The sequence below is a fragment of the Pseudomonas sp. 43(2021) genome (assembly GCF_017490805.1).
Classification (GTDB): Bacteria; Pseudomonadota; Gammaproteobacteria; order Pseudomonadales; family Pseudomonadaceae; genus Aquipseudomonas.
Genome location: NZ_JAFGYJ010000013.1, coordinates 135161 through 152597, shown reverse-complemented (window position 1 = coordinate 152597; position 17437 = coordinate 135161). Strand labels below are relative to the sequence as shown.

Below are 17437 nucleotides of genomic sequence, written 5' to 3'. Positions count from 1 at the left end.
GAAATCAGCCCTCGCCCCTTCCCCGCCCTCGCCAGCAACTTGGCCAGGTTGGCCAATATCCGCCCCCCGGTGGCGGCAAACGGGTGCCCGGCCGCCAGCGAACTGCCCTTGACGTTGAGCTTGCTGCGGTCGATCGCCCCGAGTGGCGCATCCAGCCCCAACCGTTCGCGGCAATAATCGGCATCTTCCCAGGCCTTGAGCGTGCATAGCACCTGGGCAGCAAAGGCTTCGTGAATCTCGTAATAGTCAAAGTCCTGCAGCGTCAGGCCATTGCGCGCCAGCAGCCGCGGCACCGCATACACTGGCGCCATCAATAGCCCTTCGCGTCCCGTAACGAAATCCACCGCAGCGGTTTCGCCATCGACCAGATACGCCAGCACCGGCAGCCCCTGCTGCTCGGCCCATTCCTCGCTGCCCAGCAACACCAGCGAAGCGCCATCGGTCAGCGGTGTGGAATTGCCCGCCGTCAGCGTGCCCTGCCCGCTGCGATCGAAGGCCGGCTTGAGCCGGGCCAGTTGCTCCAGGTTCAGGTCGGGGCGCAGGTTGTTATCACGGGTCAACGACAGAAACGGCGTCAGCAGGTCATCCTGCCAACCTTCGGCGTACGCGGCAGCCAGCGCCTGGTGGCTGAGCAGCGCCAACTCGTCCTGTTCGGCACGGCCAATGCGCCAGGCCTGGGCCATGCGTTCGCAATGCTCGCCCATCGACATCCCGGTGCGCGGTTCACCGTTACGCGGCAATTCGGGTTTCAGGTGGTGGGGGCGCAGCTTGAGGAACGGCTTGAGCCGCTCGCCCAGGCTTTTGCCACGGTTGGCTTGCAGCAGGATGTGGCGCAGGCCTTCGTTGACCGCAATCGGCGCATCGGAGGTGGTGTCCACGCCGCCGGCAATGCCACAGTCGATCTGCCCCAGGGCAATCTTGTTGGCCACCAGCAGCGCCGCCTCCAGCCCGGTGCCGCAGGCTTGCTGGATGTCATAGGCCGGCGTCTGCGGCGACAGACGCGAGCCTAACACGCACTCACGGGTCAGGTTCATGTCACGCGAGTGCTTGAGCACCGTACCGGCCACCACCTCCCCCATGCGCAACCCATGCAAGCGGTAGCGTTCGACCAGCCCTTCAAGGGCGACAGTGAGCATCGCCTGGTTGCTGGCCGTGGCATAGGCACCATTGGAGCGGGCGAAGGGAATTCGGTTGCCGCCCAGGATCGCGACCCGGCGAAGTGAACGCATGCGCTTGTTCCTCCTGAAACAATTTGATCCGTACAGCCTAGGTGTTTTTACCGCATTCGAACGACCTTGCCACAAAGTTGGTCCACACTTTCAAGCTTGCCTTCCGGGAGACCCACTCATGAGCGATCGCTACCTCGGCTTTGCCAACTCCAACCTCGGCCGCCGTCTTGTGGATGCCCTTGGCCTGCCACGCCCGGCGCCGCTGGAGCGCTGGCAGACAGGCCGCCTGCGCCCGGTCGAAGGTGCTCTGGTACTGGGTGGCGGGGCACTGGCGAGCCAGGTCGAAGCCATTGCCCCGTGCCTGACCGACACCCTTTACAGCTTCAATACCGACAACCTCAAGGCCGAGGCATGGGTAGCTGGCCTGGGACCGAAGATCAAGGCCGTGGTATTCGATGCCAGTCACCTGTCCGACAGCGACGCGTTGAAGCAGTTGCGCGAATTTTTCCAGCCACTGCTGCGCAGCCTGGCGCCGTGCGCCCATGTGGTGCTGCTGGGCCGTGCGCCAGAAAGCCTCGACAACCCGTTGGCCAGTATCGCCCAACGGGCCCTGGAAGGCTTCGGCCGCTCGCTGGCCAAGGAACTGCGCAACGGTGCGACCGCGCAGTTGCTATATGTCGGCCCCGGCGCGGAAGACCAGCTGGAAGGCGCCCTGCGCTTCTTCCTCTCGCCCAAAAGCGCCTTCATCTCCGGCCAGGTGCTACGCCTGCAAGCCTGCGCCAGCCAGGTCAAGGACTGGACACGGCCTCTGGCTGGCCGCCGCGCCCTGGTGACGGGCGCCGCGCGCGGCATTGGTGCCGCCATAGCCGAAACCCTGGCGCGGGACGGCGCCGACGTACTGCTGCTCGATGTACCGCAGGCCAGCCAGGACCTCGATGCCCTGGCCGCGCGCCTGGGCGGCAAGGCGCTGCCCCTGGACATCTGCGCCAGCGACGCGGCAACGCAACTGCTCGCGGCCCTGCCCGACGGCATCGACATCGTGGTGCACAACGCCGGCATCACTCGTGACAAGACCCTGGCCAACATGACCCCGGAATACTGGGACGCGGTGCTGGCGGTCAACCTCAAGGCACCGCAGCTGCTGACCCAGGCGCTGTACGACAACGGCGCCCTGGGTGAAAACGCGCGCATCACGCTGCTGGCCTCGGTCAGCGGCATCGCCGGCAACCGCGGGCAGGCCAACTATGCCGCGAGCAAGGCCGGGCTGATCGGCCTGGCCCAGGCGTGGGCGCCCCGGCTCGCCGAGCGCGGCGGCAGCATCAATGCCGTGGCCCCCGGTTTCATCGAAACCCACATGACCGCCGCCATGCCCATGGGCCTGCGCGAGGCCGGGCGACGCTTGAGTTCGCTGGGCCAGGGCGGCCGCCCGCAGGATGTCGCCGAAGCCATCGCCTGGCTCAGCCAGCCGGGCTCCGGGGCAGTCAACGGCCAGGTGCTGCGGGTATGCGGCCAGGCCTTGATGGGGGCTTGAACATGAGCCGACACTGGCACGACCTGCACAGCCCGGCTTCGCGCGCCAACCTGTACCTGCGCGCGGTCAGCAAGCGCACCATCAGCGGCGCTCATCTGCCGGACGACGGCCTGCGCTGTTTCATCCGCGTCCAGCCGGGCAACCTGGCCGCCTATCGACGGTTGTGCCACTTCACCGACGATGGCCGGCTACCGGGGACTTATCCCCATGTCATGGCATTCACGCTGCAGTTGCAATTGATGACCGCGCCAGACTTCCCCTTCCCGCTGCTCGGCCTGGTGCACCTGCACAACCGCATCGAAGTGGTGCGCCCACTGGGCGGTATCGAAGGGCTGCGCTTTGCGGTGTATGCGGCCAATCTGCAAGCACATGCCAAGGGCGGCACCTTCGACCTGGTTACCGAAGCCGAAGACGGCATCGGCCTGATCTGGCGCGAGACCAGCCGTATGCTGGTGCGCGGGCTGAAGCTGGAAAGCGAGGCAGGCGAACCTGCCGAGGACGAGCCACAAGCATTACCAGAGGCGAGCCGCTGGTACGCCGACAAGGATATCGGCCGGCGTTATGCCAAGGTCTGCGGGGACTACAACCCGATCCACCTCAGCGCCGCCAGTGCTCGGCTGTTCGGCTTCCCCACGGCCATTGCCCATGGCATGTGGAGCAAGGCCATGGCCCTGGCAGCACTGCGCGGGCACCTGCCGCACAGTGGCTATGCCTTCGAGGTGGATTTCCGCAAACCGGTGCGGTTGCCGTCGGAGGTGGTGCTAGGTGCCAGTGAGGCGGGGGCTGCGGGTGAGCTGCGGCTGGATGGGCATGGAGGGGTGCTGCATATGGTCGGGCGCTGGGCTCGGCTTTAGGCCCCTTGCTTTGCATCGGGCCTGCGCAGAAGCTATGCAGCATTAGGAGACCCCCGATGAACCTGCAAGAACTCACCCAACGCCTGCACCAGATCCGCGACAACAACGACTGGCGCGGCTTCCACAGCCCGAAGAACCTGGCCATGGCCGCCAGCGTCGAAATGGCCGAGCTGGTGGAAATCTTCCAGTGGCTGAGCGAGGACCAATCGCGCCAGTTGCCCGCCGACCAGCTGGCCCACGCCGGCCAGGAAATCGGCGATGTGGTGCTGTACCTGTTGCTGCTGTGCAGCGAGCTGGGCCTGGACATGGACCAGGTGGTGCGGGCCAAGCTGGCCGACAGCGAGAGGCGCTTCGCCCGATGAACGACCGTCACTTCGATGAGCTCGCCACCCGCTTTGCCGAGAAGATCTACGGCGGTGCCAAGGGCGCGATCCGCCTGGCCGTGTTGCAGGCCGACCTGGCCGAAGCCCTGCCCGACCGCCCGCTGCGCATCCTCGACATCGGTGCCGGGTTGGGCCACATGGCCTTGTGGCTGGCCCAGCGCGGCCACCAGCTGACCCTGGCCGAACCCGCCGCGCCGATGCTCGACGGCGCACGGGCGCGCTTTGCCGAAGCCGGCCAACCGGCCACCTTCATCCAGGCCCCCTGGCAGGACCTGCTCGGCCAGCTGACCGAACCCTACGACCTGGTGCTATGCCACGCCGTCCTTGAATGGCTGGCCGAGCCCGAAAGCATCCTGCCAGTGCTGCACCAGCTCACCGCCCCCTCCGGGTGGCTGTCCCTGGCCTTCTACAACCGCGACGCACTGGTCTATCGCAACCTGCTCAAGGGCCATTTCCGCAAGTTGCGCAGCAATCGGCTGGAAGGTGAAAAGCAGAGCCTGACCCCACAAAAACCGCTTGATCCACGCGAACTCAGGGCGCAACTTGAGCCTATGTGGCAGGTTGAAAGCGAAAGTGGCGTGCGGGTGTTCCACGACTACATGCCCAAGGAATTCCAGGGCAAGGCCGAGCTGCTCGACCTGCTGGAAATGGAACTGGCCTACCGTCGCCACCCCAGCTTCGCCGGGCTCGGCCGCTACCTGCACTGGGTCTGCCGCCCTCGCTGAACCACCCGCCGGGAGGAATACATGCCGTACCGTCTGTTGTGCCTGGCCGTGCTGCCGCTTGCCCTGGCTGGCTGCCAGGGCAGCAACCCGTATGTGGCCAGCAGCCGCCCGTTGCCACCGGCCCCTGCCCAGGCGGCCACTACCTTCGATGCCAGTGCCTATCCGGCACCCACCCGTGATTACGGCCACTATCGCAGCTGGAGCTGGCGCAATGGCCAGTTGCCCAGCGGCTCGGTCGATACCGACCCGGCGCAACTGGCCGATGCCGTCAGCGGCGCGCTCGACCAACACGGCCTGCGCCCCGCCCGGGGCAGCCCCGGCGACTTGCTGGTCAGCGCCGACATACGCCTGGAAAAGCGCTTGCGCCAGGTACGTGACTACGATGCCTACGACCCCTACTACGGCCCGTACCCCTACGGGGGGGTCGGCTATGGCGGCTACCGCCATGGCTATGGGGCCTATGCCAGCGTGCCCGTCGTGCGCACCTACGAGGTGCAGGTGATGGTGGTGCGTATCGACCTGTACGACGCCCGCAGCGGCCAGCCGGTATGGAGTGCCAGCGCCGAAAGCGGCAGCGACAAGGACTCGCCGCGTGAACGCGAAAGTGCCTTGCGCGATTCCGTGCACAAGGCGCTCAGCGGCTATCCTCCCAGTTGATATCTAACGGAGAACCATCATGTTGCGCCGTCTCCTTCTACTGTCATTCGCGTTATTGCTCGCCGCCTGCTCCAGCAATAACGTCCAGCAGGATTTCGATGCCAGCCGTGATTTTGCCGCCTACCGCAGCTGGGCATGGCAGGAGCCGGGGCTGCAGTACCGCCCGGACGACCCGCGAATCAAGAGCGACCTGACCGAGCAGCGCATTCGCCAGGCGGTCGCCGACCAACTCGACCAGCGCGGCCTGCGCCCGGTACAAGGTGGTGCGCGGCCCGACCTGACAGTGCGCGCCTACCTGATCGTCGAGCAGCGTCAGCAACAGATCACCACCCACTACGGCGGTGGCTGGGGGGGCTACTGGGGCGGTTACTGGGGTGGCCCGATGTACAACGAAACCCGCAGCGTCGACTACAAGGTCGCCACCATCCAGATCGACCTGTTCGATGGGCATGACAGCAAGCTGGTGTGGCGCGGCAGTGCCGAGCAGATCATGAACAACTACCCGCCGAGCCCCGAGGAACGCAACAGCGCAATCCACAACACCGTGACCAAGGTATTGGCCAACTACCCGCCGGGCAGCAGGAAGTAACCCCCAACGCGTTTATGCATGCGCCACAGTCCCTGTGGGAGCGGGTTCACCCGCGAAGAGAACGACGCGGTGCATGGCACCGGCCTTGCCGGTGTTCGCGGGTGAACCCGCTCCCACAAGGGTCGCCTGCGAGGCCTGTTTCAGCAGCGACAAAATCCGTCCCGGCCACGCCTTTTTGCCTTTCCACCCCACTCCCCCGCAGGTTCCCGTCTATCTTCACTTAAGGAAACCTGACTGACCGGGTAGATGTGTTCAACATTTGGGAAGGACGACCTGCCAATGCAAAGCATTGTTCTCCTGATGTGGCTTGCCTTGTGCTCCGAACAGGACGTGCGTCAACGCCAGATATCCAACATGCTCACCCTTGGCGTGGCTACCTGCGCCCTGGTCTGGCTGTTCGCCACCGGCCACAGCTGGATCGGCGCCGATGCCAGCGATGCCGGCTGGGCGCTGGCCATCGTCATGTTACTGACCCTGCCCGGCTACATGCTTGGACGTTTCGGTGCCGATGACGTCAAGCTGATGGGCGCACTGGCCTTGGCCACCAGCCCGCAATACGTGCTTGGTACCTTTATTGGCGCCGGTGTCAGCGTGCTGCTGTGGCTGCTCACCCGCCGGCGTCTGTGGACCTTGCTCAACCCAAAGGTGAAAAAACGTTTGCAGGCCCTGACCGAGGAAATGGGCGACAAGCAGGCCTTTGTCCCCTATGTGCTGACCGGCTTTCTTTTGACAGCTGTCTGGATCCAATGAATTTGCCTGTGGTCCGATGCCTTGTACATACCTTGTACATATTCGCGTGGTGCGGCTATTTTTAAGCTGCCAGAGCGTCTGGCCCCGGGAGCAGGGCCGTATACGAACAGGGAGTGGATCGTGACCAGACCAGTGAGTGAATTGAAGATTCTAGTGGTAGATGACCAACCGGTCATTGTCGAACAACTGTGTGAATTCCTCGAAACCAAGGGCTATGTCTGCGTACCAGCCCATTCAACTGACGAAGCCATCGAGCGCTATGCGGCAGACCCGGCCATCGGCCTGCTCATCTGTGACCTGCATATGCCGGAACGAGATGGCATCGAACTGGTGCGAGCCTTGAAAGGGGTCGACCGCAGCCAGCGCATGTTCGAAGCCATCATGTTGACTGGGCGTGCCGAGAAACAGGACGTGATCCGCGCGTTACGCGAAGGCTTTGCCGACTACTACCAGAAACCGATGGACCTCGATGAACTGCTGGAAGGCGTACGTCGGCAGGAAGAGGCGTTGCTGGAGCGCCAGCGCAACTTCCGCGACCTTGGCGGATTGAATCAGCGCCTGCAGGAACTGGCCGAGTCGGTTGACGAGCTCTACCAGGATCTGGAAAGAGCCCGGGGCCAAGGTACTCACCGGCGTGCCACAGATGTGGAAGAAAGCGAAAGCGAGCTGCCAGCGGCGTTCGAGAAGCTGTCGCCACGCCAGCTGGAAGTGGCGCGCCTGGTGAGCAAGGGCAAGACCAACTACCAGATCGCCTGTGAGCTGGGCATTACCGAGAACACCGTGAAACTGTATGTGTCGCAGGTGCTGCGCCTGACCCACATGCACAACCGCACCCAGCTGGCACTGGCGCTGACGCCCAGCTCTTCGCCGATGCATCAGCGATTTACCACCCATTGAGTGCCTTGCAGCCAATCACGACACCTGTGGGAGCGGGCGCGCCCGCGAACACCGGCACAGCCGGTGCCGTGCACCGCGTTGGACTCTTCGCGGGCATGCCCGCGCCCACAGCGCCCCCTTACAACTGAACGCCAAAAGTCAGAGTCAGCCGCGGCCTACGGTCCAGGCTATCCAATGCCACATCCGCCAGAGGCTTGGCCACCTCCAGCGCCACATTGAACAAGCGCCCATCGCCCAACCGCACACCAAGCGCCGCCGAGGCCAGATGGGCGTCCTCCACCGGCCCGCGGTTGTGCCAGGCCTGCGCCGTATCCAACACCACATAGGGCTGCACCAGCGCCAGCCAGCTATCACGAACGCTGAAGTTCAACTCGTAAGCCACACCCCAGCCCTTGTCCCCGTCCGCCTGGTCACGCGGGTAGCCACGGCCGAAGTTCTGCCCGCCAAACCCCGCACGCTCGCTGTCGGGCAAGCGGTCATCACTCCAGTACAACGCCCCGGACACCACTCCCTGCCAGCTGTCGAGCAACGCATCACTCTGCAACCCTGAAAGCCGCAACCGCAGAAAATCCAGATCGTAGCCGGCGTCGCTGCGCGCCCCCAGGTAATCCAGCCCCTGATAGACCCCGACACTGGCGATACGCAAACGCCCCGCTTCCACCTTGCGCCAGTCGCCCTCGAATGACAGCGCACGCACATAGGTGTCGTAGTCCCGGGCCAATGGCAACCCGTCCACCCGGTCTTCGAAGTGCTCACTGACCGAATACACCTGCCCCTGCACCACCATCCATTCATCCGGCCTGACGATCACCGGCTGGCGCAGGCCGATCGCATAGCGGTCGCTGTCGCGCTTGCGGGTGATGTCGCGGCCATCATCCAGACGAATACGCGTGCCGGGTTCGCTGCGGTAGCGCGAAGCCGACAGCAGCAACTGGCTGCCGCCCGCGTCCAGATACTGGCTGTAGGCCAGACGCTGGTAATGCACCTGGTCATCCCCCGGTGGCAGCAACAGGCTGGCCTCGATCTGTTCGGCAAAGCGGGTCTGGGCGTGGCTGGTTGCCGTCAACAGCGCCTGCGCGTCGTCGCGGTTGCCATCGACCACGGTAACCGCAGCGCTGAACGGCTTGCGCCGCGCATGCACGGTCAACCGAGCGGCGCCATCAGCGGTTTGCGCCACCGCCAGCTGCGGCTCTATCGTCACCCCCGGCAGGCGCTCGGCCAGGCCCAGGTAGCGCTCCAGCGTTTCCCGGGTCAGCGGTCGCTCGGCGGCAAGCCGCTCCAGCAACTGGTGCAGATAGGTACTGGCCGGGCCAATATCGCCATCCACGCGGTAATCACGGATATAGCCTTCGACCAGCACCACATTGACCCGGCCATCGGCCACCTCCTGCGGCGGCAGGTAGGCGTACGACAACAGGTAGCCTTCCTGCCGATAGCGCTGGGTCAGGCGCGCGGTGTATTGCTGCAGTTCGCCCAACGTGGTCTGACGCCCGATCAGCGGCTGATAGTGTTCGCGCAGGTCGCTCAAGGGGAACACCGTGCCGCCTTCGAAGCGCACTTTATGCAGCACCAACGGGGTATTCGCAGGCGCCCACGCGGGGCTGTCGCCATCCGCCACGCCCAGCTGCAGGTGAGCGCTGACCGGGCGGTAGGCATCTATCGGCAGGTTGGCGCCGGGCAGGCGACGTTCGCACTCATGGCTGTCGAGAAAACCCGGCAAAGGTTCGGCATGGGCCGCAAGCGCCCAAGGCAGCAACAACAGGGGCACGGCCAGAGGACGCATAGGGCGCTCCATGTTCCCTTGGGTTGCGGGGCGCCAGCCGGTCACACCCGTTACCTGCAAGCGTAGGTGCTGCCTCGGTCCTCGTCGAACGGCTACTCGCTGACCTGGAACGCCACGCGCGCCGTCTCGCCGCTTTCATCCAGCGCGCTGATTTCAGCCTGGCCTACCTGCTGGAAACGCACCAGCAGGCTGTCCTGACCTTGGGTTTCGCCCAATGGCTGACCGTTGAGGAACCACCAGCGCCGCCCTCCACCACCCAGCGCCGACACATGCAGTTGCAACGGTTCGCTGCTGGTGGCCGGGCGGCGCAGGTTGTCGCCCGGGCGCACGCCCACGATCGACAGCGGTGGCGCGCTGGCCGGCAGCTGCGGCGGACAGGCCGGGTCGATGGCCGGCAGGCGCGCCACACGCCGCTCGACGCGTGGCAGCCAAGGCTCCAGCGGGGCCGGCCAGAGGGCGATGTCGCGGGCCTTGGCGCACGGGCAACTGCCATCGACGCGCAGCCCCTGGTCGTTGACCCACACGCTTTCGCGCAGGCCCAGGCCGAGTGGCTGGTCGGCGGCCTGCAGGGTTGGCGGCGTGGTGCCATCCAGGGTCCAGGCGAAACGCTGACGCCGGCAGTTGGGATCCTGCTTGTTCATCGGCTGGCCCAGCGGCCAACAGATTGCCGCCACGCCGACATTCGCCGGCACCCGCTCCACCGGCACGCTGATGCCACGCTGGCTGTCACGGTTGCTCAACAGGTCGTGCACCTGCAGCATCAGCGGCGCTGCCGAAGCCAGCCCGAATTGCCCGGGGACCGGCGTGCCGTCGGGGCGGCCGATCCATACGCCGATCAGGTAGCGCGGGCCCACACCAATCGACCAGGCATCGCGAAAGCCATAGCTGGTGCCGGTTTTCCAGGCCAGTTGCGGGCGCTGCACCAGTTCGGCATGCGGGTCGCGGTCGGGACGTGCCTGGCCGCTGAGGATGCGCCGGATGATCCACGCCGCCCCCGGTGACAGCAGGCGCCGTTCCAGTAACGGGTCCTGCGGTTGCAGGCGCACTCGCGCACTGTTGCCACCCCGCGCCAGCGCAGCGTAGCCACCCACCAGGTCCTCCAGGCGACTGCCCGCGCCCCCCAGGATCAACGACAGGTTGGGCTCGGCCAGGGGCGGCAGTATCAACGGCATGCCCGCCATGCGCAGTTGCGCGGCAAAGCGTTTCGGGCCGTAGGCCTCCAGCAGCTGCACCGCCGGCAGGTTGAGTGACAGCGCCAGCGCCGAACTGGCCGATACCGGCCCGCTGAAGCCCATGGAGAAGTTACCGGGGCGGTAGTCGCCATAGCGTCGCGGCACATCCTGCAGCAGCGACTCGGAATGGATCAGGCCGTCATCCAGCGCCATGCCGTAGAGGAACGGCTTGAGCGTGGAGCCGGGCGAGCGCAACGAACGCACCATGTCGACATGCCCGAAGCGGCGCTCGTCGGCCAGGTCGATCGAGCCCAGGTAGGCACGCACCGCCATGGTTTGCGCCTCGACCACCAGGATGGCGGCGGAGGTGCGCTCCGGCAGCCGTGCGCGCCAGCCCAGCAGCAGGTCTTCGAGGCGCCGCTGCAGCGCGGCGTCGAGCATGGTGCGGATCAGCGGCGGGCTGTCGCTGCTGTTCAGGCGCCGGGCCAGCAGCGGCGCCAGGGCCGGTTCCTGACGTGGCGCCAGCAGCAGCGGTTCTTCGGCTGCCTCACGGATTTGCTGTGCCGGCCACACCTGGTATTCGGCCAGGCGTTGCAGCACCTTGTCCCGGGCGCGCTGGGCACGTTCGGGGTGGCGGTCCGGACGCAGGCGGCTGGGCGCCTGGGGCAGTACGGCCAGCAGCGCCGCTTCGGCCGGGGTCAGGTGCATGGGCGACTTGCCCAGGTAGGCCCAGCTGGCGGCTGCCACGCCCTGCAGGGTGCCGCCGAAGGGCGCGCGGTCCAGGTAGATCTGCAGGATTTCGCGCTTGGAAAAATGCCACTCCAGCTGCGCCGTGCGCCACAGCTGGCGCAGTTTGCCGGCCAGGGTGCGCTCATGCGGGTCGAGCAGGCGCGCGACCTGCATCGACAGCGTGCTGCCGCCCGACACCACACGCCCGCCGTGCAGGTTCAGCCAGGCAGCGCGAGCCAGGGCCAGCGGGTTGACCCCGGGGTGGCTGTAGAACCAGCGGTCCTCGTAGGTCAGCAGTGCCTGCAGATACAGCGGCGAAACCTCGTCGGGGCTGACCGGGTAGCGCCAAACGCCATCGGCATCGGCAAAGCGCCACAACGGCGTGCCGTCCTCGGCCAGCACCACCCGGGCCAGGTCGTCGCCGGGCATGGGCAGCGGCCAGAGGCGGTCGGCCAGCCACAACAAGCCGAACAACACGAGCATGCCGATCATAGTGGCACGCAACAGCCTGCCCGCACGGGTACGCGGCCGCGTTAAGCTTGGCATCGGGAACCGACCTGGCCAGGTGATGGCCAAAGGCTTGGGAACGGCAACCTCGCCGATTCGTTCATCAGGAAGCAACTATGCATGTAGAAGGTTTTTTCGAGTGGCTGGGCCAGGCGCTGGGGTCGTTGATCCGCTTCATCGTCGACGCATTGAGCGGGCTGTTCAACCTGCTGGCCAGTGCCGGTGGCAATTTCATCGATGGCCTGGCGCGCACGTTGGGCATGGAAACCTCGCTGCTCAGCATCCTCGCCCTGATCATCGGGCTGGTGCTGCTGTACTCGGCCATCCGCGCGTTCATGCGTGCCTCGATCATCCTCGGGATCATCTGGCTGCTGCTGGGGTTGTGGGTGATGAGCTGGGTAATACACTGACATTGAACTGCCCGGCGCGGACCTGTGGGAGCGGCCTTGTGTCGCGAAAGGGCTGCGCAGCAGCCCCAGATTTTCAGCTCCGCCGCTTGAGTTGCCGGGGCCGCTTTGCGGCCCTTGCGCGACACAAGGCCGCTCCCACATAGCCCGCGCCTGACAGGCGCTTAGCGGGCTCTTACGGTCATCTCCCCTTGCCCATCCCCCACGGCCTGCAGGTTCGGCCGGTACATCGATTCGACTTGCGGCGGCGGCACGCGGTAGGTGCCCGGGGTCACCGCCCGCGCCAGGTACAGCAGGTGGGTGGTGCCGTAGCTGTCCAGCTTGAGCGCGGCGACGTAACGGTCATCGCGGTACTCCTGGTGCACCACACTGGCGTTCTGCATCGACTCGCGCCATTCCTTCACCGCACTGCTGGCGTTGTCCAGGCTGGCGGCACTCTGCGCCAGGTTCTGGTTTTCCAGCTCCAGGCCTGCCGGTAGCAAATCCACCACCAGCGCATCCGGCACCCGGTCTTCAGCCTTGAGCGCCAGGTGCACCAGCACCAGGTCGCCACTGCGCAGGTTGTGCAGGTCCAGCGGCTGGCCATTCATGCCCAGGTACTCACGGCGGATCTGCATGCCGTTGCCACCGGCCGCAGGCGCCTGGCGAGGGTAACCCGACAGGGTCAGTTGCTGGTACAGCGTCTCGCTGCCCTGGTTCTGCACACTCAGCGGCGAGGCCAGCAACGGGCCTTCGAGCTTCATGCCGGACTCGGCATTGTTGAACTCGCGCACTTCGCCCGCGCTGTCCAGGCGCGCCTGCCACTGGCCTTCCGGCTTGCCCAACAGGCCACGGCCGGCCAGGAACAGCGCATTGCGCTCCTGGGTCGACAGCCAGCGATTGGCCGCCAGCTCATCCGCCAGGGCGAACAGACGCTGGTCGACCTGGCGGCTGGCCAGGTTGCTTTCCTGCAGCAGCGCCAGGATCAGTGCCTGGTCGCGCAGGGCGCTGCCATAGTCGGCCATCCAGCCTTTACCGCGGCTGATGCCCAGGCCCGCCTGCAGGGCCTGCTCGGCACGCGGCTTGTCGCCCATCTTGTCCAGCGCCACCGCCAGTTGTACCAGCGGCAGGCCAGAGCGGGCGTCGGCGCGGCGTTCGAACAGGCCACGCAGGGCACCCAGCGGCGCCTGCTGGCTGCGCGACAGTACCAACGCCGCGTAGGCCTGCACGGCGAAGCGGGTGTGTTCGGCGTTCTCGCTGTAGTCGACCTCGATCAGGTTGCGCTCCTGCAGGTAGCGCAGCAGGCGTTCGCTGGCCTTCTTCAGCGCTTCGGCCGGCACACCATAGCCTTGGTCACGAGCACGCAGCAGGAAGTCGGTAACATAAGCGGTCAGCCAGTACTCTTCTTCGCTGTCCGAGCTCCACAGGCCGAAGCTGCCGTTGTAGCGCTGCATGCCCAGCAGGTGCTCGATGCCCATCTCGATCTTGCGCTTGCGTACATCGGCCGGCTCGCCCTTGATGCCCAGGCGCTTGAGGCTGTCGGCATCGGCGTACAGCGACGGGTAGAGGCCGCTGGTGGTCTGTTCCAGGCAACCGTAAGGGTAGGCTTCGAGGGCACGGATCTGCTCGGCCAGGTTCAGCGGTGGCCGGCTCGACAAGGCCAGGCTGGCTTCCAGGCCAGCGGGTTCAAAGGCGGCCAGGTCTGCTTCAGGCAGGGTCCAAGGCTGGTCCTTCAAGGCCACGCGGTAATGCTTGAGCATCGCCGGGTAGGCCGGGCGCACGCCCAGCGTCCACTCACGCTCGAACGCGCCGGTCGGCTCGTTCGGCAGCTGCAGACCAGTGACCCGCACATGCACCTTGCCCTGCCCCAGGCCACCCTGGGCCTGTACCGGGATCATCAGCGTCGAGCGCTGACCTTCAGCCAGGGCAACGTTCTGCACGGCGTTGGCCGCCAGGCTCAGCTGCCCTTCGGTGCTGATTTCAACGTTCAGCTGCTGGGCACGGCCCGACAGGTTGGCCAGGTCCAGCGCCAGGCTGGTGCGGTCGCCACCGGCCAGGAAGCGCGGCGCCGAGAGCTCGGCAATCAACGGCGCGGCGACCACGGTCTTGCCTTCGGCCATGCCGAAGTGTTCCTCGGTCCAGGCCTGGGCCATCAGCCGCAGTTCGCCATTGAAGTCGGGGATATCGACCGTGGCCTGGCCCTCGCCCTTGTCGTCCAGGGTCACCGGCAGGCTTTGCTGGGCGACGATGGTCACCGTGGTATTGGGGCGCTTGCCACCCTTGGCCATCGCCGCGTCACCGCCGAACGCCAGGCTGGCCAGGCGGCCCTGGCCGGCTTCGATCAACTGGCCGTAGATATCCAGCTGGTCAGCACCGTAGGCCTTGCGCCCGAACAGGCTGGCGAACGGATCGGGGGTCTTGAAGTCGGTAATGTTGAGGATGCCCACGTCCACCGCCGACAACAACACATGCACCTGCTTGGGCACGCTGCCATCGGCATTTGCAGCCTTGACCTTCACGGTCAGCGGCTGTTTCGGGCGCATTTTCTCCGGCGCCTGCAGGCTCACCGCCAGCTTGCGCTCGGCGCGGTCCAGCGGCAGGTGCAGTACGCCCACCGCACGTTTCGGCGTGGCGTTGGCCTTGCGCTCGCCGGGGCGGATCACCAGCGCGCTGATGTACAGGTCGTGGCGCGCCCACTGCTTGTCCAGCTGCACGTCGAACGTCTTGCCCTCGGCGGGCACGTCGATCTCCTGCCACCACAGCGGGCCATCGCTGGACTCGATCATCAGGTAGCCACTGCCGGCTGCGGGCGGGGTGACGGTGACCTTGGCGGTAGCGCCGTCGGCGTAGGCCGGTTTGTCCAGCGCCAGCTTGACCTGGTCCGGCCGCACCGCACCGCCTTCGGCGTTGTCCTGGGCGCGGTAGCCGGCCCAGAAGCGCGCGCTGGACACCAGGCCAGTCTGTGGGTCTTCCACCTCGACACGGTACGGGCCCCATTCCACCTGGAAGCTCAGCTTGGCGGTGGAGCCGGCCTTGACGCTGACAGTCTCCTCGCTCTGGGTGAGGAACTTCTCGTTGTAGGCGTAGCTCCAGCCATCGCTCTGCGAGTAGTTCCAGTAGTAGTCGCGACGTTCGCGTACCAGGCGCACCTTGAGGTCGTTGGCCGCCAGCTTGTTGCCATCGCGGTCGGCCACCAGGAACTCGAACTCCACCGGCCCGTCACTGTCGGTTTCCTCACCGTCGAACAGGCCGCGCAGGCCTGGCAGGCGCTCGGCCGGCCAGATGGGTTGTTCCAGGCGCCGGGTGATCGGCCGGCCACCGGACTCCTGCAGGCTGGCCTGTACGGTCAGTTGCAGCGGCGAGCGGGCTTCGGCCCAGCGACTTTCGATATCGACCACGGCCTTGCCGGCCTGGTCCAGGGTGACTTCGTCCAGTTCCAGGTCCTGGTTCAGCTCGGTTTCGGTGACCGAGCCGAACTGGTAGCCCGGCAGCGCCGGCACCGCCTCGCGCAGCGGGCGAACATAGGCCTGGCCGCTCAGGCGGTTGCCGGCAGCCGGGGCGCCGTAGAGGTAACGGCCATTGACCTGGATGCGCGCATCCTGATCCGGAGCCAACGGTTTGCTGCTGCCCTTGAGTTCCAGCGCCAGGCGCTCGGGCAGGAAGTCTTCAACGAGGAATTCATACACCTGCTTGCGCCCGCCGCCCAGGTCGAGCAGCAGTTGCCAGCGGCCGGTCGGGGCCTCGCTGGCCAGCTGCAGCTGGTACTGGTACAGGCCGTTGCTGTCGGCTTCCCAGACGAACTTGCGGCTGACCTGCTCATCCGGGCGGCGCACTTCCACGCTCACCGGCTGAGCCTTGACCGGCTTGCCGTCCTGGTCGCGCAGCAGGCCGTTGAGCAACACCGTTTCGCCTGGGCGATACAGGTCACGCGGGCCGAAGATGAAGAACTGCAGCGGGTTGGCCTGCGGGCCGGTGATGTCGAACTCGGCCAGGTCCAGTGCCGCGCTGCTCAGGCGCAGCAAGGTGGTGTGCACACCCTGGGTGGCGATCAGGGTGTCGGCCTTGGGCGTGATCGGCAGCTGGGCGTGGCCATCGCTATCGGTGCTGGCCTGGGCCAGCAGCTTGCCCTTGTCGTCATGGATTTCCAGGTTGACGCCGTTCATCGCCTTGCCGCCCTCCAGGGCCTGGGCGAACACATCCAGGCGGTCGCGGTAGCGATGCGCGGACACACCGATGTCGCTGAGGGTGAACAGGGTCGCTGGCTGCGAGTAATCGTAGGTGCCCGAGGCACGCATCACTGCCAGGTACACGCCTGGCTCCTGCAGCGGCTTGATGCCGGCGATTGGCAGCAGCACGGTTTCGCGGGTATTGCGTGCGGGGTTGAGATCGAAGCGGCCGCTGTAGACCAGCTCGGCCATCTCCAGGGTTTCCTTGGACTGGTAGTAGTACAGGCTGCTGTTGCGCCCCCAGTTGACCAGGAAGGTCGAGAGCATGTCCGGCTTCACGCGGAAGAACTCGACATCGACCTTGTCGACGTTGAGGGCAATCACCGGCAGGCCCTCGGCCAGGCGCGTGGGCAACAGCGATCCACGGCTGGCGAAGCCGATGGTCGGCTGCATGTCGCGGGTTTCCAGGCGGCTGACCGACTCGCTGTCCAGCTGCTTGCCGTTGACTGCCTGCAGGCCCTTGTCGACGGTCAGTACCAGCTTGCGCTGCGGCTCCAGATGGCGCAGGCGCAGCTCCATCTGGTTGTCGGAGAGCTCCCAGGCGCCGTCGAGCTTGCCTTTGACCGTGTCGACCAGGTGCACTTTGCTGGCGAAGTCCTGCTTGGCATCCAGCGGTGCGGAGAAGCTGATCGACAGCGTTGCAGCGCCATCGAGCTGCACTTCGGAAACATCCAGCACGGTGAGCTCGCGGCCCTCGTAGCGCTTGGCGAGTACGGCCGGGTCTTCGCGCTCGGGCGCCGGGGTGGCGGCGGGCGCAGTGGCCGCCGGCTTTTCGGCTGGCGCCGGTTTGTCCGGCGTCGAAGAGTCACAGGCACTGAGCAAAGCCAGCGCGCAGGCCAGCAACAATCCTTTGTTGAACATGGAGTAGAACTCTTTGGCAGCATGTACGTTGAGGGCAGCAACTATAGCGCAACTATGGTCGCGCGAATTGGCTACATGGCCGGTACACTGCTGGCAATTTATAAAAGCGGGGGCGCTTTGCGCCCCTTTCGCGACGCAAGGCCGCTCCCACAGGTACTGCACAGGCTTCCGGTTTGGGCGCCCCCTGTGGGAGCGGCCTTGTGTCGCGAAAGGGCTGC

General features: G+C 66.0%; 13 protein-coding genes. 9 read left to right on the top strand and 4 right to left on the bottom strand.

Annotated features, from left to right (window positions below):
- Positions 1-1229, bottom strand: a 1229-nt coding sequence (locus J5M71_RS13790) for an acetyl-CoA C-acetyltransferase (protein ID WP_207832847.1), incomplete at its 3' end; no start/stop codon positions are given.
- Between the two features lie 118 nt (positions 1230-1347).
- On the opposite strand from J5M71_RS13790, the gene J5M71_RS13785 reads away from it, so the two are divergent.
- The 8 genes from J5M71_RS13785 to J5M71_RS13750 all read left to right on the top strand — a co-directional run bounded on the left by J5M71_RS13785 (position 1348) and on the right by J5M71_RS13750 (position 7555).
- A complete protein-coding gene (locus J5M71_RS13785; RefSeq protein ID WP_207832845.1) occupies positions 1348-2700 on the top strand; it encodes a 3-oxoacyl-ACP reductase in 1353 nt (450 codons plus the stop codon).
- Positions 2701-2702: 2 nt separating this feature from the next.
- The gene (locus tag J5M71_RS13780; RefSeq protein WP_207832843.1) at positions 2703-3554 is read left to right on the top strand and encodes a MaoC/PaaZ C-terminal domain-containing protein; all 852 of its coding nucleotides are present in this window, start codon (positions 2703-2705) and stop codon (positions 3552-3554) included.
- 56 nt (positions 3555-3610) lie between these two features.
- Positions 3611-3916 carry a MazG-like family protein gene (locus J5M71_RS13775; RefSeq protein WP_063911113.1) on the top strand — a complete coding sequence of 102 codons (306 nt, stop codon included), beginning with the start codon at positions 3611-3613 and terminating at the stop codon, positions 3914-3916.
- Positions 3913-4662, top strand: coding sequence for a methyltransferase domain-containing protein (locus J5M71_RS13770; protein WP_100413275.1), 750 nt, complete (start codon positions 3913-3915; stop codon positions 4660-4662). Before J5M71_RS13775 ends, J5M71_RS13770 begins: the two co-directional genes overlap by 4 nt.
- Positions 4663-4683: 21 nt before the next feature.
- Complete coding sequence (locus J5M71_RS13765; RefSeq protein WP_207832841.1) at positions 4684-5319, top strand: DUF4136 domain-containing protein; 636 nt, start codon at positions 4684-4686, stop codon at positions 5317-5319.
- 19 nt (positions 5320-5338) lie between these two features.
- Positions 5339-5908, top strand: a complete 570-nt coding sequence (locus tag J5M71_RS13760; RefSeq protein WP_207832838.1) for a DUF4136 domain-containing protein — start codon at positions 5339-5341, stop codon at positions 5906-5908.
- 279 nt (positions 5909-6187) lie between these two features.
- The gene (locus J5M71_RS13755; protein ID WP_063911110.1) at positions 6188-6658 is read left to right on the top strand and encodes an A24 family peptidase; all 471 of its coding nucleotides are present in this window, start codon (positions 6188-6190) and stop codon (positions 6656-6658) included.
- Positions 6659-6778: 120 nt separating this feature from the next.
- Positions 6779-7555 (top strand): response regulator transcription factor, encoded by a 777-nt coding sequence (locus J5M71_RS13750; RefSeq protein ID WP_207832836.1) that lies wholly within the window; start codon positions 6779-6781, stop codon positions 7553-7555.
- A gap of 118 nt (positions 7556-7673) precedes the next feature.
- Here the strand turns inward: J5M71_RS13750 and J5M71_RS13745 are convergent, their stop codons facing one another.
- The gene (locus J5M71_RS13745) at positions 7674-9338 is read right to left on the bottom strand and encodes a ShlB/FhaC/HecB family hemolysin secretion/activation protein (RefSeq protein WP_207832835.1); all 1665 of its coding nucleotides are present in this window, start codon (positions 9336-9338) and stop codon (positions 7674-7676) included.
- 92 nt (positions 9339-9430) lie between these two features.
- Entirely contained in the window at positions 9431-11785 is a 2355-nt protein-coding gene (pbpC, locus tag J5M71_RS13740) for a peptidoglycan glycosyltransferase PbpC (RefSeq protein WP_207832832.1), read from the bottom strand.
- A 77-nt stretch (positions 11786-11862) separates the two neighbouring features.
- Between pbpC and J5M71_RS13735 the strand changes: the two genes are divergently transcribed.
- Complete coding sequence (locus J5M71_RS13735; protein WP_025337571.1) at positions 11863-12156, top strand: hypothetical protein; 294 nt, start codon at positions 11863-11865, stop codon at positions 12154-12156.
- A gap of 161 nt (positions 12157-12317) precedes the next feature.
- Here J5M71_RS13735 and J5M71_RS13730 read toward each other — a convergent pair whose 3' ends face one another.
- Positions 12318-17219: an alpha-2-macroglobulin gene (locus J5M71_RS13730; RefSeq protein ID WP_207832830.1), complete on the bottom strand. Its 4902-nt coding sequence runs from the start codon at positions 17217-17219 to the stop codon at positions 12318-12320.
- Between the last annotated feature and the right edge of the window lie 218 nt (positions 17220-17437).